The organism is Thiofilum flexile DSM 14609 (genome assembly GCF_000380185.1).
Classification (GTDB): Bacteria; Pseudomonadota; Gammaproteobacteria; order Thiotrichales; family Thiotrichaceae; genus Thiofilum; species Thiofilum flexile.
On the sequence record NZ_KB904769.1, the window covers coordinates 147,774 to 170,009 of the forward strand.

The 22,236-nt window shown below is 45.8% G+C and carries 19 protein-coding genes and 1 other RNA gene; 12 read left to right on the forward strand and 8 right to left on the reverse strand.

The annotated features are described in order from the left end of the window. Positions 1-21: 21 nt before the first annotated feature. Positions 22-1,788, forward strand: coding sequence for an efflux RND transporter periplasmic adaptor subunit (locus A3IK_RS0110500; protein ID WP_020559935.1), 1,767 nt, complete (start codon positions 22-24; stop codon positions 1,786-1,788). Further along, positions 1,788-5,066 carry an efflux RND transporter permease subunit gene (locus A3IK_RS0110505; protein WP_020559936.1) on the forward strand — a complete coding sequence of 1,093 codons (3,279 nt, stop codon included), beginning with the start codon at positions 1,788-1,790 and terminating at the stop codon, positions 5,064-5,066. Before A3IK_RS0110500 ends, A3IK_RS0110505 begins: the two co-directional genes overlap by 1 nt. Here the strand turns inward: A3IK_RS0110505 and A3IK_RS21335 are convergent. The 7 genes from A3IK_RS21335 to A3IK_RS0110540 all read right to left on the reverse strand — a co-directional run bounded on the left by A3IK_RS21335 (position 4,960) and on the right by A3IK_RS0110540 (position 13,353). Then, a complete protein-coding gene (locus A3IK_RS21335) occupies positions 4,960-5,955 on the reverse strand; it encodes a hypothetical protein (RefSeq protein WP_162596643.1) in 996 nt (331 codons plus the stop codon). The two genes, A3IK_RS0110505 and A3IK_RS21335, sit on opposite strands and share 107 nt — an antisense overlap. Before the next feature lie 97 nt (positions 5,956-6,052). Next, positions 6,053-6,817: a sulfite exporter TauE/SafE family protein gene (locus A3IK_RS0110515; RefSeq protein WP_020559938.1), complete on the reverse strand. Its 765-nt coding sequence runs from the start codon at positions 6,815-6,817 to the stop codon at positions 6,053-6,055. An 11-nt stretch (positions 6,818-6,828) separates the two neighbouring features. Beyond that, positions 6,829-7,620, reverse strand: a complete 792-nt coding sequence (locus A3IK_RS20355; RefSeq protein WP_020559939.1) for a response regulator — start codon at positions 7,618-7,620, stop codon at positions 6,829-6,831. 44 nt (positions 7,621-7,664) lie between these two features. Then, positions 7,665-10,535, reverse strand: a complete 2,871-nt coding sequence (locus tag A3IK_RS0110525; protein WP_020559940.1) for a hybrid sensor histidine kinase/response regulator — start codon at positions 10,533-10,535, stop codon at positions 7,665-7,667. A 5-nt stretch (positions 10,536-10,540) separates the two neighbouring features. Continuing rightward, positions 10,541-12,388 (reverse strand): methyl-accepting chemotaxis protein, encoded by a 1,848-nt coding sequence (locus A3IK_RS0110530; RefSeq protein WP_020559941.1) that lies wholly within the window; start codon positions 12,386-12,388, stop codon positions 10,541-10,543. 43 nt (positions 12,389-12,431) lie between these two features. Next, on the reverse strand, positions 12,432-12,902 hold the full coding sequence (locus A3IK_RS0110535) for a chemotaxis protein CheW (RefSeq protein ID WP_020559942.1): 471 nt from the start codon (positions 12,900-12,902) through the stop codon (positions 12,432-12,434). Positions 12,903-12,960: 58 nt separating this feature from the next. Further along, the gene (locus tag A3IK_RS0110540; protein WP_020559943.1) at positions 12,961-13,353 is read right to left on the reverse strand and encodes a response regulator; all 393 of its coding nucleotides are present in this window, start codon (positions 13,351-13,353) and stop codon (positions 12,961-12,963) included. Positions 13,354-13,624: 271 nt separating this feature from the next. Here A3IK_RS0110540 and ffs point away from each other — a divergent pair. From ffs to A3IK_RS0110570, 7 genes are all read left to right on the forward strand, one after another. Beyond that, positions 13,625-13,721: signal recognition particle sRNA small type (gene ffs / locus A3IK_RS20840), an RNA gene on the forward strand. A 33-nt stretch (positions 13,722-13,754) separates the two neighbouring features. After that, positions 13,755-15,551: a DNA polymerase III subunit gamma/tau gene (gene dnaX, locus A3IK_RS0110545; protein ID WP_020559944.1), complete on the forward strand. Its 1,797-nt coding sequence runs from the start codon at positions 13,755-13,757 to the stop codon at positions 15,549-15,551. 52 nt (positions 15,552-15,603) lie between these two features. Continuing rightward, entirely contained in the window at positions 15,604-15,927 is a 324-nt protein-coding gene (locus tag A3IK_RS0110550; RefSeq protein WP_211209436.1) for a YbaB/EbfC family nucleoid-associated protein, read from the forward strand. 88 nt (positions 15,928-16,015) lie between these two features. Continuing rightward, complete coding sequence (recR, locus tag A3IK_RS0110555) at positions 16,016-16,612, forward strand: recombination mediator RecR (protein WP_020559946.1); 597 nt, start codon at positions 16,016-16,018, stop codon at positions 16,610-16,612. A gap of 24 nt (positions 16,613-16,636) precedes the next feature. Beyond that, complete coding sequence (locus A3IK_RS0110560) at positions 16,637-16,978, forward strand: histidine triad nucleotide-binding protein (RefSeq protein ID WP_020559947.1); 342 nt, start codon at positions 16,637-16,639, stop codon at positions 16,976-16,978. Between the two features lie 62 nt (positions 16,979-17,040). After that, a complete protein-coding gene (locus A3IK_RS0110565) occupies positions 17,041-17,367 on the forward strand; it encodes a UPF0175 family protein (protein WP_020559948.1) in 327 nt (108 codons plus the stop codon). After that, complete coding sequence (locus A3IK_RS0110570; RefSeq protein ID WP_020559949.1) at positions 17,364-17,855, forward strand: PIN domain-containing protein; 492 nt, start codon at positions 17,364-17,366, stop codon at positions 17,853-17,855. The genes A3IK_RS0110565 and A3IK_RS0110570 overlap by 4 nt, the downstream gene beginning before the upstream one ends. Before the next feature lie 11 nt (positions 17,856-17,866). Here A3IK_RS0110570 and A3IK_RS0110575 read toward each other — a convergent pair whose 3' ends face one another. Then, entirely contained in the window at positions 17,867-19,096 is a 1,230-nt protein-coding gene (locus tag A3IK_RS0110575; protein WP_020559950.1) for an RtcB family protein, read from the reverse strand. A gap of 294 nt (positions 19,097-19,390) precedes the next feature. On the opposite strand from A3IK_RS0110575, the gene A3IK_RS0110580 reads away from it, so the two are divergent. The 3 genes from A3IK_RS0110580 (at position 19,391) to ccoO (ending at position 22,202) form a co-directional block, all read left to right on the forward strand. After that, complete coding sequence (locus A3IK_RS0110580; protein WP_020559951.1) at positions 19,391-19,750, forward strand: diacylglycerol kinase; 360 nt, start codon at positions 19,391-19,393, stop codon at positions 19,748-19,750. Positions 19,751-19,986: 236 nt separating this feature from the next. Next, on the forward strand, positions 19,987-21,432 hold the full coding sequence (gene ccoN, locus A3IK_RS19190) for a cytochrome-c oxidase, cbb3-type subunit I (protein WP_020559952.1): 1,446 nt from the start codon (positions 19,987-19,989) through the stop codon (positions 21,430-21,432). A gap of 11 nt (positions 21,433-21,443) precedes the next feature. After that, positions 21,444-22,202, forward strand: a complete 759-nt coding sequence (gene ccoO / locus A3IK_RS0110590; RefSeq protein ID WP_020559953.1) for a cytochrome-c oxidase, cbb3-type subunit II — start codon at positions 21,444-21,446, stop codon at positions 22,200-22,202. Positions 22,203-22,236 lie beyond the last annotated feature (34 nt).

Here is a 22,236-nt window from a genome sequence, read left to right on the forward strand (position 1 = left end):
TTTAATAAGGCTAACTATTTCATGTTTAAGTATTTGATAATATTATTAAAAATAATACTTCCTTTTGTGGTATTAGGATTGGGTTTGGGGTTAGCTAAGTATTTAATGGATTCTGCTCCTGAGCCGCCTAAACGTCCTCCGGTGGATCGTACCCCTGTGGTGGAGGTAGAAACCTTTGCACCCCGTGATTATACCGTCTTGGTTCGTGCTTCTGGCACGGTGAAAGCCCGCGCTCAATCTAATTTAGTATCCGAAGTAGCGGGTAGGGTAATCGATTTAGCCCCTCATTTTCGGGAGGGTGGCTATTTTGAAAAAGGCGATATATTACTGACGCTAGATGACACGAATTATCAAGATAGTATTCGTATTGTAGATAGCAGCATAGCGGCTAATCAGGCGGCTCTACGGCAATTAGATCTGGAAGAGCAAAATGTACTTAATACTATTAAGCTCGCCGAGCGTAATTTAGGGGATATTCAAAGGAATCTGCAATTAGCCCAAAAAAATCGTCAGAATGTCGCGCGTCAAGCCCCTAGTATTCAAAATACCCGGACTTTAACCCAGCAAAATATTGGCCTAGTCCAAAAAAATCTACAGCTTGCTCAGCGTAATTTAAGTCTAGCGCAAAAAAATCTATTGATTAGCAAACAAGAATTAGGGCGAGCGCAAAAACTATGGAATCAGCGTTTAATACCCCGTGCTGAGGTGGAAACAGCGCAGCAAAAAGTGGTACAGCAAGAGCAGGCTATTGTGCAATTGCAGCAGTCCATCGTGCAGCAAGAGCAAGCGATAGTACAGCAGCGCCAACAATTAGAAACCAATCAACAGCAAGTCATACAATACGATCAAAGCGCGGTACAACAAGACCAACAAGTCATACAGCAACAGCAAGCCGTGACGCAACAATTGCAATCGATTGAGAACCTAAAAGGGCAGTTAGCCACCTTTGACACCAAGCGCGATAGTTTACTAGCCAATATCGAAACCAATAAAACACAACGTTTACAACAAGAACGTAATCTTGGGCGCACTAAAATTGTTGCCCCTTATAGTGGTCGGATTTTGCAGAAAAATGTGGATATTGGGCAGTATGTTTCGGCGAATAATACCGTGGCAGTGATTTATGCGGCGGATTATGTTGAGGTCGATATCCCGCTTACTTTAGCGCAGTATGCCCTATTAGATTTACCCACCGGACGCAATGCCAAGACCAAGGACTATCCTAAGGTGGAGTTGAGTTTGCCTTTTGGCAAAAGTAATCAGCATTGGGTAGGACAAGTCACCGGCACCCGCGCCACACTCGACTCACAAAGTCGGCAAATTACCGTAGTGGCACGGATTGATCAGCCTTTCACGGGGGAACATGCCGAAACCTTGAAAATTGGGCAATTTCTCAAGGCGGTTTTACCCGCGCGTACTTTAACTGATGTGTATGTGGTGCCGCCGGCAACCGTGCGTCAAAACCGCGATATTTTAGTGCTACGCGAGAGTAAAGTGCATGTGGTGCCGATTGAAACCTTATGGACGAATGAGGAAGAGATTGTCATTCGCCCCTCAGAACCACTGACCGAACCTGTCATTATTACCCCCTTAGCTCAAGCCAGTGAAGGCATGGCAGTCGCACTCGCAGGGCAGAAAAAGCGTAGGGGTAGACAAAACAAACCTGACCTGGCGGATACTTCCCCCTCGACTGAGAGTAGCTCTACGCAAGAGCAAAAGGGTAATCAAGCACCACAGGGCGAGCGGCGACGTCCTCGCACTGAAGCTAATGAGTCAGGAGGTCAATAATGCAAGGTGGAATGATTGCATGGTTTGCGCGTAATCCGGTGGCAGCTAATCTTTTAATGCTAGCCATTATTATCTTTGGGGTATATGCGGTATGGAAAAAAATCACCTTAGAAGCCTTTCCTGCCTTTGAAATGAATGTGGTGAATATCTCGGTCTCTTATCCTGGTGCGACACCGGCGGAGGTTGAGGAAAGTATTATATTAAGAATCGAGGATGCAATTGCTGATTTAGCCAGTATTAAACGTATTTACAGCAATGCCAATGAAGGCTCGGCTCAGATTAGAACAGAGATTCGGGATGATTACGATTTTGCGAAAGCCCTAAATGAAATAAAAACACGGGTGGATGGTGTCATTGGACGCTTACCAGAGGATGCCGAGCGTCCGGTGGTGGAGCAGGTCACACGTTTACGGGATTTGATTACCGTGGTCGTGGCAATGGATGGTAATGATGAGGTGCAATTACGCCGTACCACCGAGCAGATTCGGGATGAGTTACGCAGTTTGCCGGGCATTACTCAGTTAACCATGAGCGGGGTACGTCCGTGGGAGATCACGATTAGTATTCCGAAAGCCGCCTTAGAGCAATATGGTCTAACCCTTGACTCCGTTGCTTCAGCTATTCGCGCCTCCTCGCGCGATATTCCGGGCGGCACGATTAAAACCAGCGCGGGTGATGTATTAGTGCGTGCCTTAGGGCAGGCCTATCGTAAGGATGAGTTTGCCAATATTAGTATTCTCAGCCGTGAAAATGGCACGCGGATTCGCTTGGGCGATATTGCGACCATTGTCGATGGTTTTAATGATGACCCTTTGTATAGTAATTTTGATGGGCGAGCGGCGGCTTTTATAGATGTGTATCGCGTGGGTGATCAAAATGCGATTACTTTAGCCACTACCGTGAAGGATTATATTGAGCGACGCATGGAAACGCTGCCTGCGGGGGTGGAGCTGAGTTATTGGCGGGATGATTCTAAGGTTATTGAGGCGCGTTTGAGCCTATTGCTGGTCAATGCCATACAAGGCATGTTATTGGTCGTGATTTGTTTAGCGCTATTTTTAAGATTTTCTATTGCCCTCTGGGTGAGTGCCGGTATACCGATTAGTTTTCTAGGTGCGCTAGCGACTATGCCAGAAATTGGTATTACGCTAAATCTAATGAGCATGTTTGCCTTTATTTTGGTGCTGGGTATTGTGGTGGATGATGCGATTGTCACAGGTGATAATGTCTATAGCCATTTGCTAAATCATGAAGATCCACTTAAAGCCGCGATTGAAGGTACGCAAGAAATTTCGGTTCCAGTGACCTTTGGGGTCTTAACCACTGTGGCGGCCTTTATGCCCTTATTATTACTAGAAGGGGATAGAGCGCCGATTTTTGCCCAGATTCCCCTGATTGTCATACCCGTTTTAATTTTTTCACTCATAGAATCTAAGCTGATTCTACCGGCGCATTTAAGTACGTTGTCGATTGAAAAGCCTAGTCGTTGGGATCCTTTAGGTTATTTACAACGGGGCGTTTCAGCGACTATTAATGGCTATATTAATTATGTTCACCGCCCCTTTTTAGAAATGGTGTTGCATTGGCGCTATTTGGTATTAGCTATTTTCATTGTATTACTCCTGCTAAGTATAACCTTATTAGCGAGTGGACGTTATAAGTATGTATTTTTCCCCCGTATTGAAAGCGAGGTAGTATCCGCTACCTTGCGTATGACGGAGGGTACTCCTATTGAAGTTACCTCCCGCCATATTGAGCGTATGCGTAGCATGGCTGAGGACTTGCAAGCTAAATATTTAGAGCCAGATGGCAGCAGTGTGATTCAGCATATCCTTATGACAGTAGGTACACCGAGTGGCGGCAGTTCGCGTGCCTCTAGTAGCGGTCAGTCGCATGTGGCGGGTATTTCCTTTGAGGTCAGCGCTCCCGAAAAACGCATGAATCCGGTTAAAACCCGTGAAATTGCCAGCGAATGGCAGCGCCTCATCGGTGATATTCCCGGCGCGCAAGAGTTAAGTTTCCGCGCTGAAATAGGACGAGCCGGAGAGCCAATTAATATTCAATTAACGGGTGTTAGCTTTGATGAACTGAATGAAGTCGGGGAGTTAATTAAAGAGAAACTAGCCGATTATGACGGGTTATTTGATATTAAAAATAGCTTTGAAAGTGGCAAAACCGAGGTGCAGTTGCGTATTCGTCCTGAGGCGGAGCAACTGGGTTTAACCTTGACCAGTTTAGGGACTCAGGTACGCCAAGCGGTATTTGGAGCAGAAGCGCAAAGTATTCCACGTAATCAGTCGGATGTTAAAGTGATGATACGTTATCCTAAAGAGGAGCGTTATTCCTTATCCGATTTACAAAATTTGAAAATCCGTACGCCTAATGGTGCAGAGCTACCCCTAACAGAGGTGGCAGAGGTAAAAATAGGCCAAGGACGCTCCAAAATTTCACGGGTAGATCGCAAGCGTATTATTAATATCACCGCAGACCTCGATAAGGAAAAGGTCGATGCCACGGCAGTAGGGGCCAGTATTAAAACCTATGTGGTAGAACTATTAAAAGATTATCCGGGTGTTGGCTTTGATGCCGAAGGGGAGCAGCGCGAGCAGCAAGAGTTTAGCCAATCATTGATCTCAGGATTTGGTATTGCGCTCATGAGTATCTATGTCTTATTAGCTATTCCTTTAAAATCCTATGCCCAACCGATTCTAGTCATGCTGGTGATTCCTTTTAGCTTTATTGGCATGTTAGGCGGACATGTGTTGCTGGATATGGATCTGAGTATTAGTAGCTTACTCGGCGGATTAGCCTTAGCGGGGGTGGTGATTAATGATTCATTGGTATTTGTCGACTTTGTTAATCGCCAATTAGAGCAGGGCGTTCCGATTAAGCAAGCGATTCGTCGCACGGGTGGAGCGCGTTTTAGACCGATTTTACTGACCTCGATTACGACCTTTGGTGGCTTAGCTCCCCTGATTTTGGATAAAAGTACGCAAGCCCAGTTTTTAATTCCTATGGCGGTGTCTTTAGGGTTTGGGGTGTTATTCGGGACTTTATTGTCGCTATTTTTGGTGCCGGTGTTATATATGATTTTGGATGATATTAAACAATTACCGCACCGTATCGTGCGGATGTTTACCGGAGAGCCAAAACAAGAAGCGGTTGAGCCATTTAGCCCAACCATGCCACCAGCAGCAGTAATAGAGCAATCACCCCCAATAGCCACCAAGGTATTGCAGATAAATTCGGAGTCTCCTCCTGCATCGCCAGCTTCGTAGTGCGCGTCACGGTTTGAGGCTTCGTATCTGTAGGCGTGTTAAGTAAGGATTCCATGGTTACTTTGCTATTTAGATCATGGGGTTGGGTACTAACAGTATCCACCTCTGAGAGAGTGATATTTGCATCAGGTGTGTTCAGAGAGAGTGGTGGCGTTTCGACCGTTGGGAGCGGTGGAGGCTCATGGGGGGGGGGTGTATGTAGCGCTGTTTCTTCAACAATTTGATACTCGGCTTCTAAAGGGGGCGCAATAGGCGGCACTATGGGGGTCGATTGGGGAGCCGGTGCCGGATTAGGGGTGGGTGTGCTAAAGAAATTAGTGCCTAGATTAACCGATTGGCGGCGCACATGACTGTCGAGTTCATAAGCTAACATCCGAGTTTCGGCGTTATCTAGCATCGGTAACATGCGATGCAGGCGTGTATTGAAGCTAGGACTAGGCCCTGCATCATAAAGTACTGCCCGCGTTTCATCCGGCATAAGGCTAATCAGCTCATCGAGGGCTTGAGTAGGATTATCATTGTGCTGATAACGTTTTAAAGCCGCAAAAGCTTGCTGATCACGCTCAATCACAAACTGTAAGGTCTGAACATCTTTTTGCAAGAGCGAGTCTAATTGAGCAATGGGTTGCCAGCCTAATTCATCGTGATAGACATAGTTAGTATAGGTGACACCGGCATCGGTTAGGCTACGCATTTCGGTTTGCATTTTAGCTTGCCATAATTTTAGCTTATTGAGATCACGCTCGCCAAACTCCCAAATTCCTAAAATATCACCCTTAGTGACACCATCCTTTACGTCATTAATACCGAGTTTGCCTAGATTTTTAATCGCTAAATACGATTTATAGCCATGCTTGACCTCAAGCACTTTGATTCCGTAACGAAACATGCTCTCTCCAATCACTCATTATGGGATATTGTGGGTTATATTAACATACTAGCAAAGTTGAACCTCAACTGATTCGGGACGAGATAAATGGTCTAGGTCATAAAAAACCCGCGACTCCATCCCAAAGTAATTTGCTACCTGTAATAAAGAGCAAGATATAGGCCACTCGATAAAATAAAGTATCCGAGACACGATGATGTAAAATAAAACCTAGCTTCATGCCCAAAAAGGCGAGGGGTAATAACACTAATGAAGTCATGATATTAGTGGTACTAAACTGCCCCATGCTGGTGTAGGGTATCAGCTTGATATAATTGACGAGGGTAAAAAACAAAATGCTGGTGGCTTGATACTCGGTGCGCGGTAATTTTAGCGGTAATAAATACACACTAATCGGCGGCCCACCGGCATGAGCAATAAAGCTGGTGAAGCCTGCAATCATTGCCCAGAACCGTCCTTTAGTGGCACTGGTTTGAGCGGCTTGAATATGGGGGAGTAGATAAGGTTTAAGCCAATGATACAAGGCAAAGCCGACGGCAATGAGGCCTACTAATAATTTAACATCACTCGCCCGTAAGTATTGAGCTGTTAGGGTGCCTAGTGCAATGCCAATCATTGCCGCCGGAACAATGATTTTGATCTGTTCAATATTCCAACGTTGCCAATAGGCTTTTAAGCCCATTAAATCCATAGAACATAAAATAGGCAACATAATAGCTGCTGCCACGACCGGATCAATGGCAAGTGCCATTAAGGGTACGGAAACCACACCTAAACCGCCGCCAAAGCCACCTTTAGAAATCCCTGCAATTAAAATCGCAGGAATAGCCAAGAGGTAAAATAAAGGATCATCAATCAACATACTAAAAAAACTCAGCGTAGCCAGCGTGTCATTCGTCCTATGGTTTGTTGTAGCCGCTCAGGATTAACTGGCTTGGTTAAATAAGTGGTCGCCCCCGCTATAATACCTTTTACCTCATCCAAAGGAGTATCTTTGCCACTGAGCATAATAATGGGGGTTTTGCGGGTTGCAGCGCGTTGGCGAATTTGTTTACACACTTCATAACCATCGATACCCGGCATAATAATATCCAAGAAGATCATATGGTAAGATTTTTGCTCTAAGAGTGCTAGACCTCGTTCTCCATCTTCCGCTTGCTCACAGGCAATATTCATATTGCGTAATTCAATCGCTAATTGCGTCCGAATAGCCAGACTATCATCAATAATCAACGCTAGTAGCGTCTGGCCTGTAGGTTCCGGTGTGGGGAGGATTGGCTCAGGTAGGGTCGTATTCGGTGCTGACAACTGTAATGCATGAGCCGTTTGAGCCTCCGTAGCACTCGGCGTTTGCGCGGCTCTTAACTGATTAACCGCCTCATCCAGCACCCGCATGACCCTAGTCACCAGTAAAGGTGGTGCTAAGAGTAGCTCTTGTGGCGCAATGACCTGATGGTGAATGCGAATAATGGGAATAGGATTTTGTGTTTGTACGGGGGTATCGCCCGCGACGATTAAAATATGAGATTCAGCCGGATTGGGGTGTAGCACATAGGGTTTACCTTGTGAACTACTGAAATTAACCACACGGGTAATAATAGCGGCATCCTTTTCCGCTAACTCATGCAAATAAATCCGTAAAATATGATTCGGTTGCTCGCTCATCCTAATTGCTCCGTGGCCAGTTGAGGGTACGACTCGCTTACTATTCAGGCTAAAAGTGCATCCAATTGAGCCCGTAATGCGGTAGGGTCAACCGGCTTGGTTAAATAGGCATTGACACCGGCCTCAAGCGCCATTTGACGATGCTTTTGAGTGCTGCGTGAGGTTAACATAACCACGGGTAGTGCTTGTTTTTCAGGCCAAACGCGTAAGGCATGGGTTAACTCTAAACCATTCATATTGGGCATTTCTAGATCAGTTAAGATTAAATCGACTGATTCTTGACGCAGTATTTCTAGGCCATTATAGCCATCACGCGCAGTCAAAACATGATAGCCCAAAGGCTCTAATATCTGGGTCATGGCTTTACGATTGCTAAGCGAATCATCGACCACTAATAAAGTGGTTTGCTGACGTGCTGTTGTTGAGATTGGGCCAGAACGGTGGCGTTGATAGCGGCGCTGAGGTGAAAAGTCCACCGTTAATAAGCGTTGTAAATCGAGTACCGGAGCTAAATGACCATTAGGCAAAATACTCGCACCGTATACAAAGCGACTGAGGTTATACCAAGGTGATGAGCTTTTAACAACTATATCCTGTACGGTTGTGAGTTCATCCACACCGAGGAAAAGCCTTTCCCTGCCATTATCAATGAGTAAAAACGATTGATGGGCACCAACATCAACCTGATCGCTACTATCCCATTCCAGTAAACTAGCCAAGGTATAGACAGGTAGTGTAGCACCCTCAAATTGAGCTACCCATTGCCCTTGCTGCTCCGATTGAGCACTACTGTCGATTTGTACTACTTGAGTAATCGTATCGGCTGGTATCGCTACCCAATGCTTGCCAACGCGCGCGATGAGTGCTTGAGTGGTTACTAGGGTTAAGGGGATTTCAATCAGAATACTAGTGCCTTGATTAGGTTCTGAAGCTAGACGTAGTTGTCCACGCAATTGGTGAACCGCATGGTAGACCACATCCATACCCACGCCCCGCCCAGAAGTTTCACTCACCGTCGTGCGGGTACTAAAGCCGGGCAAGAGTATCAGTTGCATAATCTCCTGTTCACTCAAGGTTTGCTCAGCACTGACTAAGCCTTGAGCTTCAGCATGAGTGCGAATAGCCGCTAGATTTAGTCCTATCCCATCATCTCTTAAGGTAATGCGAATATGCCCTTGATGGCGGGTAAAGTGAAGGGTTAATAAACCCTCTATGGGCTTGCCTTGTTCGGTACGCTGCTCAGGTGATTCAATCCCGTGATCAATAGCATTGCGTACCATATGCAATAGCGGGGCTTGAAGAGCTTGTAAAATATCGGTATCTAATTGCAGCTCGGTGCCTTGAAATTCAATTCGGGCTTTTTTATTGGTGCTGCGACAGGTTTCCCGTACCGCACGTTCTAGCCGATTGATTAAACTACTGACTGTAACCAGGCGGGTACCGAGTAATTTAGCGCTTAATTCTTGTTGCCAATGTTTTTGGCGTTGAATTTGCTCTTGCATATCGCGCAGGGTTTGGCGCAGTTGGCGATTGAGTTCACGAGTATCTAATAAGGACTCTGCCAATAAACTATAGGTACTGTATAAAGCGTGATAATCCTCTAATACTAGCTCATCCGTCGCAGTGGTTTTATGGTTGATTTTGCTAGTATTTGCCTGATTTTCAATGGAATCCTCTAGCTCTTCAAATAAACGCTGAATGCGTTGATCGTGTTGCGTTGTTTGCTGGAGTTGCCCTTCGGCGGTATGAGCCTGAGCCTGCAAACGGGCATTACAGGTAATGGTTTCTCCGGCTAAATTTAATAAGGATTGCAACACTTCGGTGGGGACATGAATAGCGCTGGAGGAACCCGTAGGGGCCGGTGTTGTGCGCGTCTCGCTATAGTCCCCTACGGTAATAAAGTCGGGTAATAGTGGCAGGACTAGTGCATTAGCCTCTTCAATGACTGGTGTTGGGGATAGGTTTTGTGCAGTGCTGACTGCAACAGGCGCAGGGGTTACTTTAATCCGATCAATCCAAGCGCCTAAGCCTAGTACTAACGCTTCATGTTGTTCGGGTAGCTCCCCTTGTGAGAGGAGATTATCAAACAAGAGGGCTAAATGATCTGCTGCTGCACTGAGCGTCTCCTCTAACCCATGAGAGAGCCACGGGTCAATGGGTAGCTCTAATAGATCCTCTAAGCGATGGGTAAATTGGACTAAGGGCTGAATACCTAATACCGCACTAGACCCTTTAATAGTGTGGGCTAAGCGCACTGCTTGGCGTTTTTGCTCAGCATTAGCTTGTTGTTTAGTAATGAGCTGCATTAAGGCACAGGCTTGCTCAATTTGCTGAGGTGTTTCTTGTAAATAGGCCGCTAACAGTTCAGGGTGGGTATCCGGTGACCAACGCAATGCGGTATGAGAGGGCGTGGTCGAAGGGGTAAAGGTATTATTAGCCGGTGCTGGAGGCAAGGGCGTGGGGGAAATATCACTAGCGGATTGCCCTAGTTGACGTAGTGCAATCAAAAAGTCCTCAATCAAGCCATTAGGCAGCGGCTCAGGCCAAGCCTCGTGCGTGAGTGCTTGATGTAGCGCGGGGAGATGAGCATCAATAGCCGTATCTCGTAGGCTAGCAGAGCCTAGTTCTAGCCATTGAGTCAGCAAACCTAATTGCAATAATTCAACGCCTGCCTCTGGAATCAGCTCACGGTATTGATTTAATAACGTATCAATATGAGCGGCTAAGGCACTGAATGCAGGCAAGTGATAGAAGCTCGCTGCCATAACTAAACGTTGATACTCTGCTTGAATATTCTCCACTAATGCCGCCGCTAATGCAGGGTCTAGCAGTGCCTCAGCGCTTTGTGCTTGATAAAGCGTAAGTTGCTGGGCTACTTCCTCCATCTCGCCAGCAAAGGCGCGTAAATCATCCATGACAATTACCCTTCGAGTTTAAAGACATTGACAGAGGATACCAAGCGACGGCTGTAATCTGTCATGGTTTTAGTCAGATGGGTTAAGGAACTTAACTCACGCCCCGTGGTTTGAGTGGCTTCTAAAATACGCTCAGCACGTACTTGAATCGCGCGGCTTAAAGCAACTTGATCGGCAGAAGAAGTAGCGATTTGTTCAACGGAATCAATCAATTCATTAGTAGCCTTGAGCGTCACCCGCATTTGGGTCGCGGTTTCTTCCGCTAGATCAGAGCCGGTAATGACTTGCTCAATCGCTTTTTCCATGGTGGAAATCGTGATATTTGCTTCTTGTTGAATATTATAAACTAGGGTTGCAATTTGCTCGGTTGAGTCGCGCGAGCTTTCAGCAAGGCGTTGAATTTCTTCCGCAATTAATGAGAAGCCACGCCCCGCCTCACCAGCAGCCGTGGCTTGCATACTGGCATTGAGAGCGAGAACAGTCGTCCGTTCGGCAATATTATTAATTAAGGTAATAATATTAGAAATTTCTTGCGAGCGTTCACCTAGGCGTTTCAAGCGTTTGCTGGTTTCTTTGACACCATCGCGAATCGTTTGCAGATTATCGAGGGTGCGAGTCACTGTCTCTTGGGTTTTAGCGGTGGCATTGCCGGTGGTGGTCGCTACTTGATTGGCGCGTTGAGCGGAGTCTGCAATAGTATCAAAGCGTTGTAATACTTCATTGAGCTGTTGCTGGGTTTCTTGTGCTTCGGTTTGTTCGAGTTGCGCGAGTTGATTGACCGATTGGGCGTGTTGATTGACATCTAATGAGGTATTTTCTACGGCAAAGGCAATCTGACGGACTTGTTTTAGGACATCGGTGGTATCTTCAGCGAGTTGATTAATCGCATCCGCTAGGGGGCCGGTGGCATCCTCAGTGACTTTAGCCCGCACGGTAAGATTACGATCACTTAAATCCGATACCGCTTGGAGTAGGCCATAGACTGATTCATTGAGGTTTTTATGCTCACGGTCAATTCGCGCTTGAATAGTGAGACGTTCATCCATCATACGATCAAAATTATTACCCAGTTCGGCTAATTCATCTTTCCCCGGTAATTCGACACGAGAGTTTAAATGCCCCGCCTCCACGTCGCGAATAGTGCTAATTAAGCGTTTGATAGATAAGGAAATAGAACGATAAATCCAATAACCTAATAATACGGTCAAGATCAATGCACCTAGAATCGCTAAGCTAGCTTGCTTTACTAAGCGCGACGACTGATCTAAACCTTGGGCAAGATCAAGACGGGTGCTATTGAGATCCGATGACACCGTGGTGGATAGATCACGCACAATGGGGGAGATTTTTTTTGCTAAATCCTCGCGAATAAAACGATTGAGTTCAGTAGGATTTTTGCTGTTGACTAGAGTAATCGCTTCGGTCAAGAGGGTTTGCAAGCTATTCATCGCTTCAAGGGTCGATTTGTCTTGCCTTCTAGGGCGCTGAGGTTGGGGTGAGGTCTTATTTTTTTCGTTATAGGCAAATAGCGGCAATAATTCTGAGCGGAGACGTTGCTCGGCAGCGGTCAGGCGATCTTTTGCGGTGTTTGCCGAGATCATATTGGCATTGAGTTCGTGTAGGGTAAGGCGATAGTCACGATTTAATAATAATAAAGCATCTTGGCTTGCGTATAGGGTATTAATGCGTGTCCCAATATTGGTAAAGGCGAGATAGTTAGTGTTAAGTGCTAATAAGCCTGCCGCTCCTAATGCGGTTAAGACTAATAATGAAATACTCAGTAATAAATAAATGCGCCGTGCCACCGTAAGTTTGCTGAGTATGCTGTGTTTAGTTGTTTTATCCCTGACCATAATAAAGTCCTGCTTGAGTCCTAGCGATAGTGGTAATCAGTCATTAATGAGAGGCTTGTTTGAGTCGTTGAATGAGCGTGCGATGATCAGCCACTAAGAGCTTTTTGGCTTCATAACTCACAACACCTTGAACCCAGCTCGGCAGGAGTGATTCTTGAGAGCGCGGTGTGGGGGGAATATCGAATTTCAGCACTTTAGGGTAACTATCACAGGTTACGACAATGGCTGAGCTTTGAGCCGGTTTGAGCCAGAGGAGCTTGGGTTGCTTAAGCGGGCTAGTTTGACCGTATAGAATATAGTACATATCCACTAAGGGATAAAAATCACCCCGTACCGCCACTAAACCTTTACACCAATGCGGCGGGAAAGGTAGGGGGGATAGTGTGGCTTGTAATAATACCTCCGCCATTGTATCGGGTTCTAGTAATAGCGCGTGAGTACCTACTTGATAGTAAAATTGGGTTAGGGGTGCGACGGGGCGGGTCGCTGGGGTTGCTACAGCTTCGACACTCATAATAAATAATATCCTCTACTAGTAATGCATCACTCTCAATGGGGGTTAGCGTGACGACTTAGGGCAGGGTAAGTGCGGCAATACCGCTTAAAATATCTTGTGCCTCATAGGGTTTAGTAATATAGCCACTAGCACCTTGTTTTTCCGCCCATAGCTTATCTACGGGATTGTTTTTGCCTGATACCATAAGCACGGGAATATGCTGGGTGGCGGTGTTGCGTTTAATGGCGCGACAAGCCTGATAGCCATCACCATTGTCCATAATGATATCCAGCATAATTAAATCGGGATGGTGCTCCACTGCTGCGAGTTTGGCCTCATTACCGGATTGGACTTCAATGACTTTATAGCCAGCTTGTTCAAGCGTTTGCCGTAATTTGACTCGTTCAGTCTGCGAGTCATCGGCAATTAATACGGTGCGCTGGGTACTAGACTCACTATTTACACTCATGACATTAACTATCCCTAGGTTGAAACCTCGCCCTCTAGGAAGATAAACTGCTTTGGGGGAAGCAAACTCTCTTCCCAATTCGCCTCTAAGGGCGTGGATTGAAACATTAATACTGGTCTAGGATGTTATTTTTTGCCAAAAAATTTTAAGCATATGCGCAATAATTATGCTTTTGTGGCGATTAAGTGAGTTAAATAGGATTAATGTTGGAATAAACCTTGAGGCAGGCTATGAATTTAGTCATAATACCGCCCTCATCTATGGAGGCTCATATCGGTTCTCTCGCAATGGTATGTTGTGAACCCCGTCAGGTCCGGAAGGAAGCAGCGGTAACAGCAGATTCATGTGCCGAGATGTGGCTGGTATGAGTCGCCACCATTCTACCTCCAGTCACGCAAGTCATGAGTTATCAAGTATTAGCCCGTAAATGGCGACCACAAAATTTCGAGCAAATGGTGGGGCAACAGCATGTGCTGCGTGCGCTTAAAACTGCTTTAAATGAACAACGGTTGCATCATGCTTACTTATTCACCGGAACACGGGGAGTCGGTAAGACCACGGTGGCGCGGGTATTTGCTAAGAGTCTCAATTGCGAGGTGGGTATTTCAGCCACTCCTTGTGGTGTGTGTCGTAGTTGTGTGGAAATTGCTGAAGGGCGGCATGTAGATTTAATCGAGGTGGATGCTGCCTCACGCACTAAAGTCGAAGATACCCGCGAATTACTAGAGAATGTACAATACGCCCCCACACGCGGGCGCTTTAAGATTTATCTGATTGACGAAGTGCATATGCTCTCCGGGCATAGCTTTAATGCCTTGCTCAAAACCTTAGAAGAGCCACCCGAACATATTAAATTCCTCCTAGCTACCACTGACCCGCAAAAGTTACCTGTCACGGTTTTATCGCGTTGTTTACAGTTTAATCTCAAACGTATGTCACCGGAGATGATTGGTAACTATTTAAAGCAGGTATTAGAGAGCGAGCAGATTCCTTTTGAGGAGGGAGCGCTTACTCTATTAGGGCGGGCGGCAGATGGGAGTATGCGCGACGCGTTGAGTTTAACCGATCAGGCGATTGTGACCGGCGAGGGGCAGCTCGTCGAAGATGCAGTGCGTGATATGTTGGGGCTATTACCACAAGGCTTATTAGCACAATTGCTATTAGCCATTGCCCAAGAGGATACGCTAGCGGCCTTTGCTAGTATTGAGCAGTTATCTCAAATGAATACCGATTTTATGCAAGCGGCGGAGAATGTTATTTCCTCCTTGCATCAAATTGCGATTCGCCAAGCGGTGCCGAGTCCTAGTCAAGATGAGCTATCTACTTTAGTAGAGGTATTGAGTCCGGCGGATGTGCAGCTTTATTATCAGATAGCCTTGTATGGGCGACGTGATTTACCACTAGCGCCGGATGCACGTGCAGGGTTTGAAATGATGATTTTGCGGATGCTAGCATTTCGCTTGGATCAGCAAGAGAGTGTTCACGGGGACGGCAAAAAAAAAACTTTAACACCACCACTGGCACCTAATAATAAAACTCCCGCTACTATTGAGCCTGCTAAGGCAGTACCTGTTCCACCGGCTAAGCGAGAGGTATTACCTTGGGAAGACGAGCCTGCCGCGATTATACCTACACCTAGTCAAGCAGCACCCGTTCAAGCCATAGTACCTAGCCCCACTACAACAGCACCTACCCCCCGTACTGTACAACCGGCTCCCTTGCTACCCGTAATGCCTACACCTAGCATACCCGCCCCGGCAGAGGTTAGTAGTGCTAGCGCTACTCTTAACAATACAACTAGTAGCAGCGAAGAAAATCCTTGGCATGCTATTTTACCTAAGCTGGGTCTCACTGGAATGACCGCAGAGATTGGGCGTAATTGCATCTTAGAGCGTTATGATGCATTAGCCGGACGAGTACATTTACTCTTAGATCCTGCGAGTGACTCCTTACGCTCTGAAAGTACAGAAGCAGCTTTTATTGAAGCATTAAGCCAGTATTATCAACAGCCTGTGTCAGTAGTCTTGCAAGTGAAAGTGTTAACCGCCGAGTCTCCCGCGCAAAAAATTATCCGTTTAAGAGCAGCGCGGCAAAAAGCGGCGGAGACTAGTATTCTCAGTGATCCCTTGGTGCAAGCACTGCAACAAGAGTATGGTGGGGTGATTATTTCGGGGTCGATTCGACCGATTGAGCAGTGATAGCAATTCTGTAGTAGACTATTCGCACATTACATTTAGGAGTACAGCTATGATGAAAGGTGGTTTAGGTAATCTCATGAAGCAAGCGCAAAAAATGCAAGAAAATATGCAAAAAGCGCAGCAAGAAGTGGCAGAATTAGAGATTACGGGGCAATCCGGCGGGGGATTAGTCAGTGTGGTCGTGACAGGCAGCCATGAGTGCAAACGCGTCACGATTGACCCATCCTTATTTGAAGATGATAAAGACATGATTGAGGACTTGGTTGCTGCTGCTTTTAATGATGCGGCACAACGCCTTGATGAGCGTACTAAAGCGCTGATGGCGGGTGCAACCGCTGGCATGCAATTACCGGCTGGTATGAAATTGCCCTTTTAATGGATCAGTATTGATTAGGGAGAGACCTTATTTCTCCCTCCTTCGTCCTTAGTGTCGTGGATCGAAACAAGCAAATAGATAAACAAACATGAGTGATTCTTCCCTCCTTAAAGGTTTGATTGATGCTTTGCGGGTGCTGCCCGGCGTGGGGGCGCGTACCGCTCAACGGATGGCCTTTCATTTACTAGAGCATGATCGTGCCGGAGGGTTATACTTAGCACGTACTATGGCGCATGCTTTAGAGCATATTCATCACTGTCGTTGGTGTCGTACCCTGACCGAAAATGAGCTATGTAAAATCTGCTCCGATAGTGGACGCAATGGCAAGTTGCTGTGTGTAGTTGAGCATCCTTCCGATGTGATAGCACTAGAGCAGGCGACGGATTATCAGGGCTATTATTTTGTCTTAGGGGGGCGTTTATCCCCTTTAGATGGTATTAGTCCCGAAGATATTGGCCTAGATCAGCTTGAAAAGCGCCTCAGTGAGGGGCTAGTGAGTGAAATTATTTTAGCCACTAATCCGACCGTAGAAGGTGAGATGACTGCTTATTATATCAATGATTTAGCCAAAAAATACCATATTACCACCAGTCGCATTGCTCATGGTGTGCCCGTAGGGAGCGAGCTGGAGTATGTAGATAGTAGTACGCTCTCGCATGCTTTTGCAGGGCGGCGTAAATATTAATTTGGGTTTAAATAGGGTTTGCATATGGATCAGAATTGTATTTTTTGCCGTATTGCGGCAGGGACTATGCCCGCTAAAGAATTGTATCGGGATGATGAAGTCGTTGTTTTTAATGATATTAATCCACAAGCTCCCTTTCATGCGTTAGTTATTCCGGTGAAACATCTAGCCACTTTGAATGAGGCCGAGGCGGTCGATCAAGCCGTGTTAGGTAAGCTTATGCTGGTAGCTAAACAAGTAGCCAATGCAGCCGGTTATCCCGACTACAAAGTCCAGATGAATTGTGGCAAAGGCGCGGGACAGATAGTGTTTCATATTCATCTACATGTGTTAGCCGGTCGGATGAGCCATAAAGAAGTAGGTTGATTGGGTTAGTTGTCATTGCATTGTGCTATGCTTGTTAAACATCAATCTAGAGGGATAACAGTATGCAAACCTTCAGTATTCGTGATCTACCTGAACATACAGGCGACCTTAGTCGCACCGCTGAGCAAGGGCAATTGGCATTAGTGACCCATCATGGACAGCCTTTGTTTGTTAGCGTTCCGTTTAGTGAGAGTCTGTTGGCATTTGGTGTACATGTTGCTCTGGCTACCCATCTGTTTCAAGCCAACAGTATGAGTTTAGGTAAAGCTTCCAAACTGGCACGCATGTCTATTGCAGAATTTACCGAACATGTCAGTCGTTTGGGTATTCCAGTGGTAGATTATGATCCTAGTGAGCTAGACCAAGAGCTGGCGTACCTCAACTCATGAAGTCTGTTATCGTCGCTGATACCAGTCCATTAATTGCGCTGGCGAAACTCCAACAACTCACCTTATTGAAAAGCGAGTTTGCCAATGTGCATGTACCATTTACAGTATTAAGTGAGGCAACCCGCGACTTGCAACGTCCTGATGCTCGTCTGATTCGGGATTTTGCCAGTGAGTATTTGATTGTGCATGATGATGCGGATAATGATTTCTGCACCCAATTACGTCCAACGTTGGATGAGGGCGAGCTTCAAGCACTGTATTTGGCGCGACAACTTAATTGTGCTGTATTGATTGATGAATACATCGGGCGACAAGTTGCACAAAGTTATCAAATTCCGGTGGTGGGTGTACTGGGTATTTTGCTTAAAGCGAAACAGTCAGGAACTATTCCAGCAGTTGCACCACTCATCAATGATTTGCTAGCACAGGACTATCGCTTATCAAAAGCCTTGGTGCAAAAAGTGTTGCATGCAGCAGGTGAGGGGTAGGGTTTAACCCACTACCCCTTCACACAAACTACTTGTCTAAGCGTATGCACAATCTCCACTAAATCGCTTTGAGCAGCCATAACCTTATCAATCGGTTTATAGGCGGCTGGTGTTTCGTCGATCACACTTTCATCCACTCGACACTCCACTCCAGCAACAGCGAGTTTATGTTCATCAAGCGATACGCGGCGTTTGGCTTCGGTACGTGACATCACGCGTCCGGCACCGTGGCTACAACTGCAAAAACTTTCTTCATTCCCTAGACCGCGCACAATAAAGGATTTTGCCCCCATACTTCCGGGGATAATACCCATTTCCCCCGCTTTTGCACTCACCGCACCTTTACGCGTAACCCATACATCCTTACCGTAATGGTGTTCGCGGCTGATATAGTTATGGTGACAATTCACTGCCTCTACATCGGCTGTAAAAGGAACGGGGAGCACTTCACGGATCGCCTGTAAAGTACGTGCCATCATCACCTCACGGTTCGCTTGAGCAAAATCTTGCGCCCACGCTACAGCCTCTACATAATCACGAAAATGTGAGCTACCTTCGGGGATATAGGCCAAATCTTTATCCGGCAAGTTGATGAAATAGCGCTCCATATCCTTTTTGGCTAACTCGATAAAGTGTGTACCAATCGCATTTCCCACCCCGCGTGACCCGCTATGTAGCATCACCCATACCGCTTGGTTTTCATCCAAACACACCTCAATAAAATGGTTCCCTGTTCCTAAGGTTCCCAAGTGATGTAGGTTATTCGTATTTTTCAAAAAAGGATGTTTTTCACATAACTGTTGGAAACCAGCGCTAAGTGTTAACCATTTATCTAATACCTCAGCAGGTGGCTGTCCCCAACTGCCGGTATCACGTTTACCACGGGTCGCGATACGCCCATGTGGAACGGCTTGCTCAATCTTTTTACGCATGGCTTCTAATGAATCGGGCAAATCGCTGGCTTTCAACGTGGTTTTAGCCGCCATCATGCCACAACCTAAATCCACCCCGACCGCCGCTGGAATCACCGCGCCAATGGTGGGAATCACGCTACCAATCGTAGCCCCCTTACCCAGATGTACATCAGGCATCGCCGCAACCCATTGATGAATAAAAGGCATCTTGGCAATGTTGAGCAGTTGACGCTTAGAGTTATCGTCAAAGGGTACGTTTTTAGTCCACGATTTAATCGGAGCATGACCTTCCTCATAGAGGACTTCATAATTACCAGTAATAGTCATGATCGTTCCTTATTTGTTGTTAGTGACAACCTCAGTATTGCAAAGGGCGTGCCTAATTATAAAAATGTAAATAAGATATTAATAATCCTGTATTTTTATATTAATCCATAATAGGGCTATGAAAAAATTTCTATGAAAATATATCTTATAGGATAAGCTTTTATTTTATTAGATATCTAGTCAGTATAGTGTTTTATTCTGGTTATAAGTGGATAAGTATGGGGTAATAACGCTTTGTATTCGTGATTAAGTTTGCTATTTTCACGCCCTTCATTATGTTTGAGGACTTACACCATGCCTAAAGCTAAACATGGAATGGATCGACTGACTAATGCCTTGCGCTATTCTCGGCAGGGGTTGCAAGCAGCATGGCGCGAGGAGGCCGCGTTTCGTGAGGAAGCGATTGTCGTAATGTTGAGTATTCCGCTGGCATGGTGGTTAGGTGATACGCCGCTAGAGCGTGTACTGCTGATTGCTAGTGTGTTGCTGGTGTTGATTGTGGAATTATTAAACTCTGCGATTGAGGCTGTGGTGGATCGTATTGGTACAGAGCAGCATGAGTTAGCCGGGCGTGCTAAGGATATGGGATCAGCAGCGGTATTATTGACGATATTCTTGAGTATATTGATCTGGTTAGGGATTTTATTCACTTGATAAAAATCAAGAACAGTTCTGATAAATAAAAACTTGTCAAGTTTCACCCGATTAAGTTGGCATATTAAGATTCTCTTAAATGGGTTTTTGCTGTATCCTTAGGGATAGTTGTGTGTTTTCACACAGGTCATGCATAGGTTAAGGGTAATGCTGTTTTTACAGTAATTATATTTACCGCTAATTGTGTTTCCTACCCAATTCTGTTTTAAATTTTAAGTTAATGTTGAGGGCAAATGATGGCTCATAGTGCAGTAGCTCCATCCGAGCAATATAACTATGAAATCGTGAAGAAATTTGCGATTGCTGCGATTGTCTGGGCTTTGGCAGGTATGACTGCCGGTGTGTATATCGCGTCAGAGCTGGCTTGGCCACTTTTGAATTTCGATATCGCCCAGATTACCTTTGGACGTTTACGTCCAGTCCATACCAGCGGCGTTATTTTTGGATTTGGTGGTAATGCGTTGTTTGCAACGTCTTACTATGTCATCCAACGTACGTGTCAGGTTCGCCTAGCAGGTGGTAATTTCTGGCCTAACTTTACGTTTTGGGGTTGGAATCTGTCGTTAGTGGTGGCAGGTATCGGTTATATGTTTGGTGTTACGCAAGGGCGTGAGTATGCCGAGCCTGAGTGGTATGTTGATATTGCGATTGCAATCGTGTGGGTAACGTATTTCTTTATCTTCACCCTAACACTGATGCGCCGCAACCAACCGCATATCTATGTGGCTAACTGGTTCTATATGTCCTTTATTTTAGCCACAGCATTACTCCATATTTTCAATAACTTGACTATGCCAGTAAGCTTCTTTGGTACTAAATCCTATAGCTTATTCTCTGGTGTGCAAGATGCGATGACGCAATGGTGGTATGGTCACAATGCGGTAGGCTTCTTCTTAACCGCTGCCTTCTTAGGGATGATGTATTACTTCGTACCTAAGCAAGCAGGCCGTCCGGTTTACTCTTATCGTTTATCCATTGTGCATTTCTGGGCGTTAAGCTTTATGTATATGTGGGTAGGTACTCACCATCTCCATTGGACAGCGATCCCTGACTGGACTTCTTCACTTGCAGCAGCTTTCTCGATTCTATTATTAATGCCATCTTGGGGTGGGATGATTAATGGGATTATGACGCTATCGGGTGCTTGGGATAAATTACGTACTGATCCGATTATGCTGTTCTTAATCACTTCATTGTCTTTCTACGGTATGTCGACCTTTGAAGGCCCGATGATGTCCTTAAAAAGTGTGAATGCTTTATCTCACTACACTGACTGGACAGTCGGTCACGTACACTCTGGTGCTTTGGGTTGGGTAGCGATGGTATCGATTGGTTCGTTCTATCATATGATTCCGCGCCTATGGAATACCACGATTTACAGCATTAAACTGATTTATGTACATTTCTTCTTAGCCACTATTGGTACTATTTTATATATTACTGCGATGTGGGTGTCTGGTATTGGTCAAGGTTTAATGCTGCGTGCGTTTGATGAGTTTGGTAACTTGTCTTATTCCTTTATTGAAACGGTTGCCTTTATGCATGGCCCATTAGCTGCGCGTGCGATTGGTGGTATGTTCTTTGTAACCGGTATGATAGTGATGGCTTATAACGTCTATATGACGATTGCCCGCGCTAAACAAGAAGATTCTGTACCTGTTGCTGCTGCCGCTAAAGCCTAAGGAGGGCGATAATGTTTAAACACGAAAGTATTGAAACGAATTCCGGTTTACTTATTGTCCTAACCCTAGTTGCAATCAGTATTGGTGGTTTAGTTGAGATTGTACCGCTGCACTATATCAATGGTACGGTGGAAAAAGTACAAGACCCTCAAACCGGATTGGATATGGTACGCCCTTATACCCCCTTAGAGTTACGGGGACGGGATATTTATATTCGTGAGGGTTGCTATACCTGCCATTCGCAAATGATTCGTCCCTTCCGTGATGAAGATTTGCGTTATGGTCATTATTCTCTGGCAGCAGAGTCTAAATATGATCACCCCTTCCAATGGGGTTCTAAACGGACAGGGCCTGATTTGGCTCGTGTCGGTAAAAAGTACTCCAATGAATGGCATGTGCAGCATTTGATTGCACCTCGTTCAGTAGTACCTGAGTCCATTATGCCTAACTACCCTTGGCTTGCCGAAACGGAACTGGCTTATGACGATATTCAAGATCGAATGATCGCACTCAAGAAAGTGGGTGTACCTTATTCGCTCACTCAAGAAGAATATCAAGCCAATGTGAAGCAATTTGGTGAAGAAGTTGCCAAAAAGTTAAACATTAATGCCGCAGAGAAAACCTTGGTTGCGGATGCCGCTGCCGGTAACTTTGATGGTCAAGCCAACCGTGTGACTGAAATGGAAGCGCTCGTGGCTTACTTACAAGTACTCGGTACGATGGTGGACTTTACCAAGTTTGATGAAGATTATTTCATCCAATTCCGTTAATTAGGACAAGTTTGTGGTCAGTGTAACGACAAGG

Bases quoted from the DNA above. Each gene is read 5' to 3' on its own strand.
- A3IK_RS0110500 (WP_020559935.1), top strand. From the start codon at position 22: ATGTTTAAGTATTTGATAATATTATTAAAAATAATACTTCCTTTTGTG.
- A3IK_RS0110505 (WP_020559936.1), top strand. From the start codon at position 1,788: ATGCAAGGTGGAATGATTGCATGGTTTGCGCGTAATCCGGTGGCAGCT.
- A3IK_RS21335 (WP_162596643.1), bottom strand. From the start codon at position 5,955: ATGTTTCGTTACGGAATCAAAGTGCTTGAGGTCAAGCATGGCTATAAA.
- A3IK_RS0110515 (WP_020559938.1), bottom strand. From the start codon at position 6,817: ATGTTGATTGATGATCCTTTATTTTACCTCTTGGCTATTCCTGCGATT.
- A3IK_RS20355 (WP_020559939.1), bottom strand. From the start codon at position 7,620: ATGAGCGAGCAACCGAATCATATTTTACGGATTTATTTGCATGAGTTA.
- A3IK_RS0110525 (WP_020559940.1), bottom strand. From the start codon at position 10,535: ATGGATGATTTACGCGCCTTTGCTGGCGAGATGGAGGAAGTAGCCCAG.
- A3IK_RS0110530 (WP_020559941.1), bottom strand. From the start codon at position 12,388: ATGGTCAGGGATAAAACAACTAAACACAGCATACTCAGCAAACTTACG.
- A3IK_RS0110535 (WP_020559942.1), bottom strand. From the start codon at position 12,902: ATGAGTGTCGAAGCTGTAGCAACCCCAGCGACCCGCCCCGTCGCACCC.
- A3IK_RS0110540 (WP_020559943.1), bottom strand. From the start codon at position 13,353: ATGAGTGTAAATAGTGAGTCTAGTACCCAGCGCACCGTATTAATTGCC.
- dnaX (WP_020559944.1), top strand. From the start codon at position 13,755: ATGAGTTATCAAGTATTAGCCCGTAAATGGCGACCACAAAATTTCGAG.
- A3IK_RS0110550 (WP_211209436.1), top strand. From the start codon at position 15,604: ATGAAAGGTGGTTTAGGTAATCTCATGAAGCAAGCGCAAAAAATGCAA.
- recR (WP_020559946.1), top strand. From the start codon at position 16,016: ATGAGTGATTCTTCCCTCCTTAAAGGTTTGATTGATGCTTTGCGGGTG.
- A3IK_RS0110560 (WP_020559947.1), top strand. From the start codon at position 16,637: ATGGATCAGAATTGTATTTTTTGCCGTATTGCGGCAGGGACTATGCCC.
- A3IK_RS0110565 (WP_020559948.1), top strand. From the start codon at position 17,041: ATGCAAACCTTCAGTATTCGTGATCTACCTGAACATACAGGCGACCTT.
- A3IK_RS0110570 (WP_020559949.1), top strand. From the start codon at position 17,364: ATGAAGTCTGTTATCGTCGCTGATACCAGTCCATTAATTGCGCTGGCG.
- A3IK_RS0110575 (WP_020559950.1), bottom strand. From the start codon at position 19,096: ATGACTATTACTGGTAATTATGAAGTCCTCTATGAGGAAGGTCATGCT.
- A3IK_RS0110580 (WP_020559951.1), top strand. From the start codon at position 19,391: ATGCCTAAAGCTAAACATGGAATGGATCGACTGACTAATGCCTTGCGC.
- ccoN (WP_020559952.1), top strand. From the start codon at position 19,987: ATGGCTCATAGTGCAGTAGCTCCATCCGAGCAATATAACTATGAAATC.
- ccoO (WP_020559953.1), top strand. From the start codon at position 21,444: ATGTTTAAACACGAAAGTATTGAAACGAATTCCGGTTTACTTATTGTC.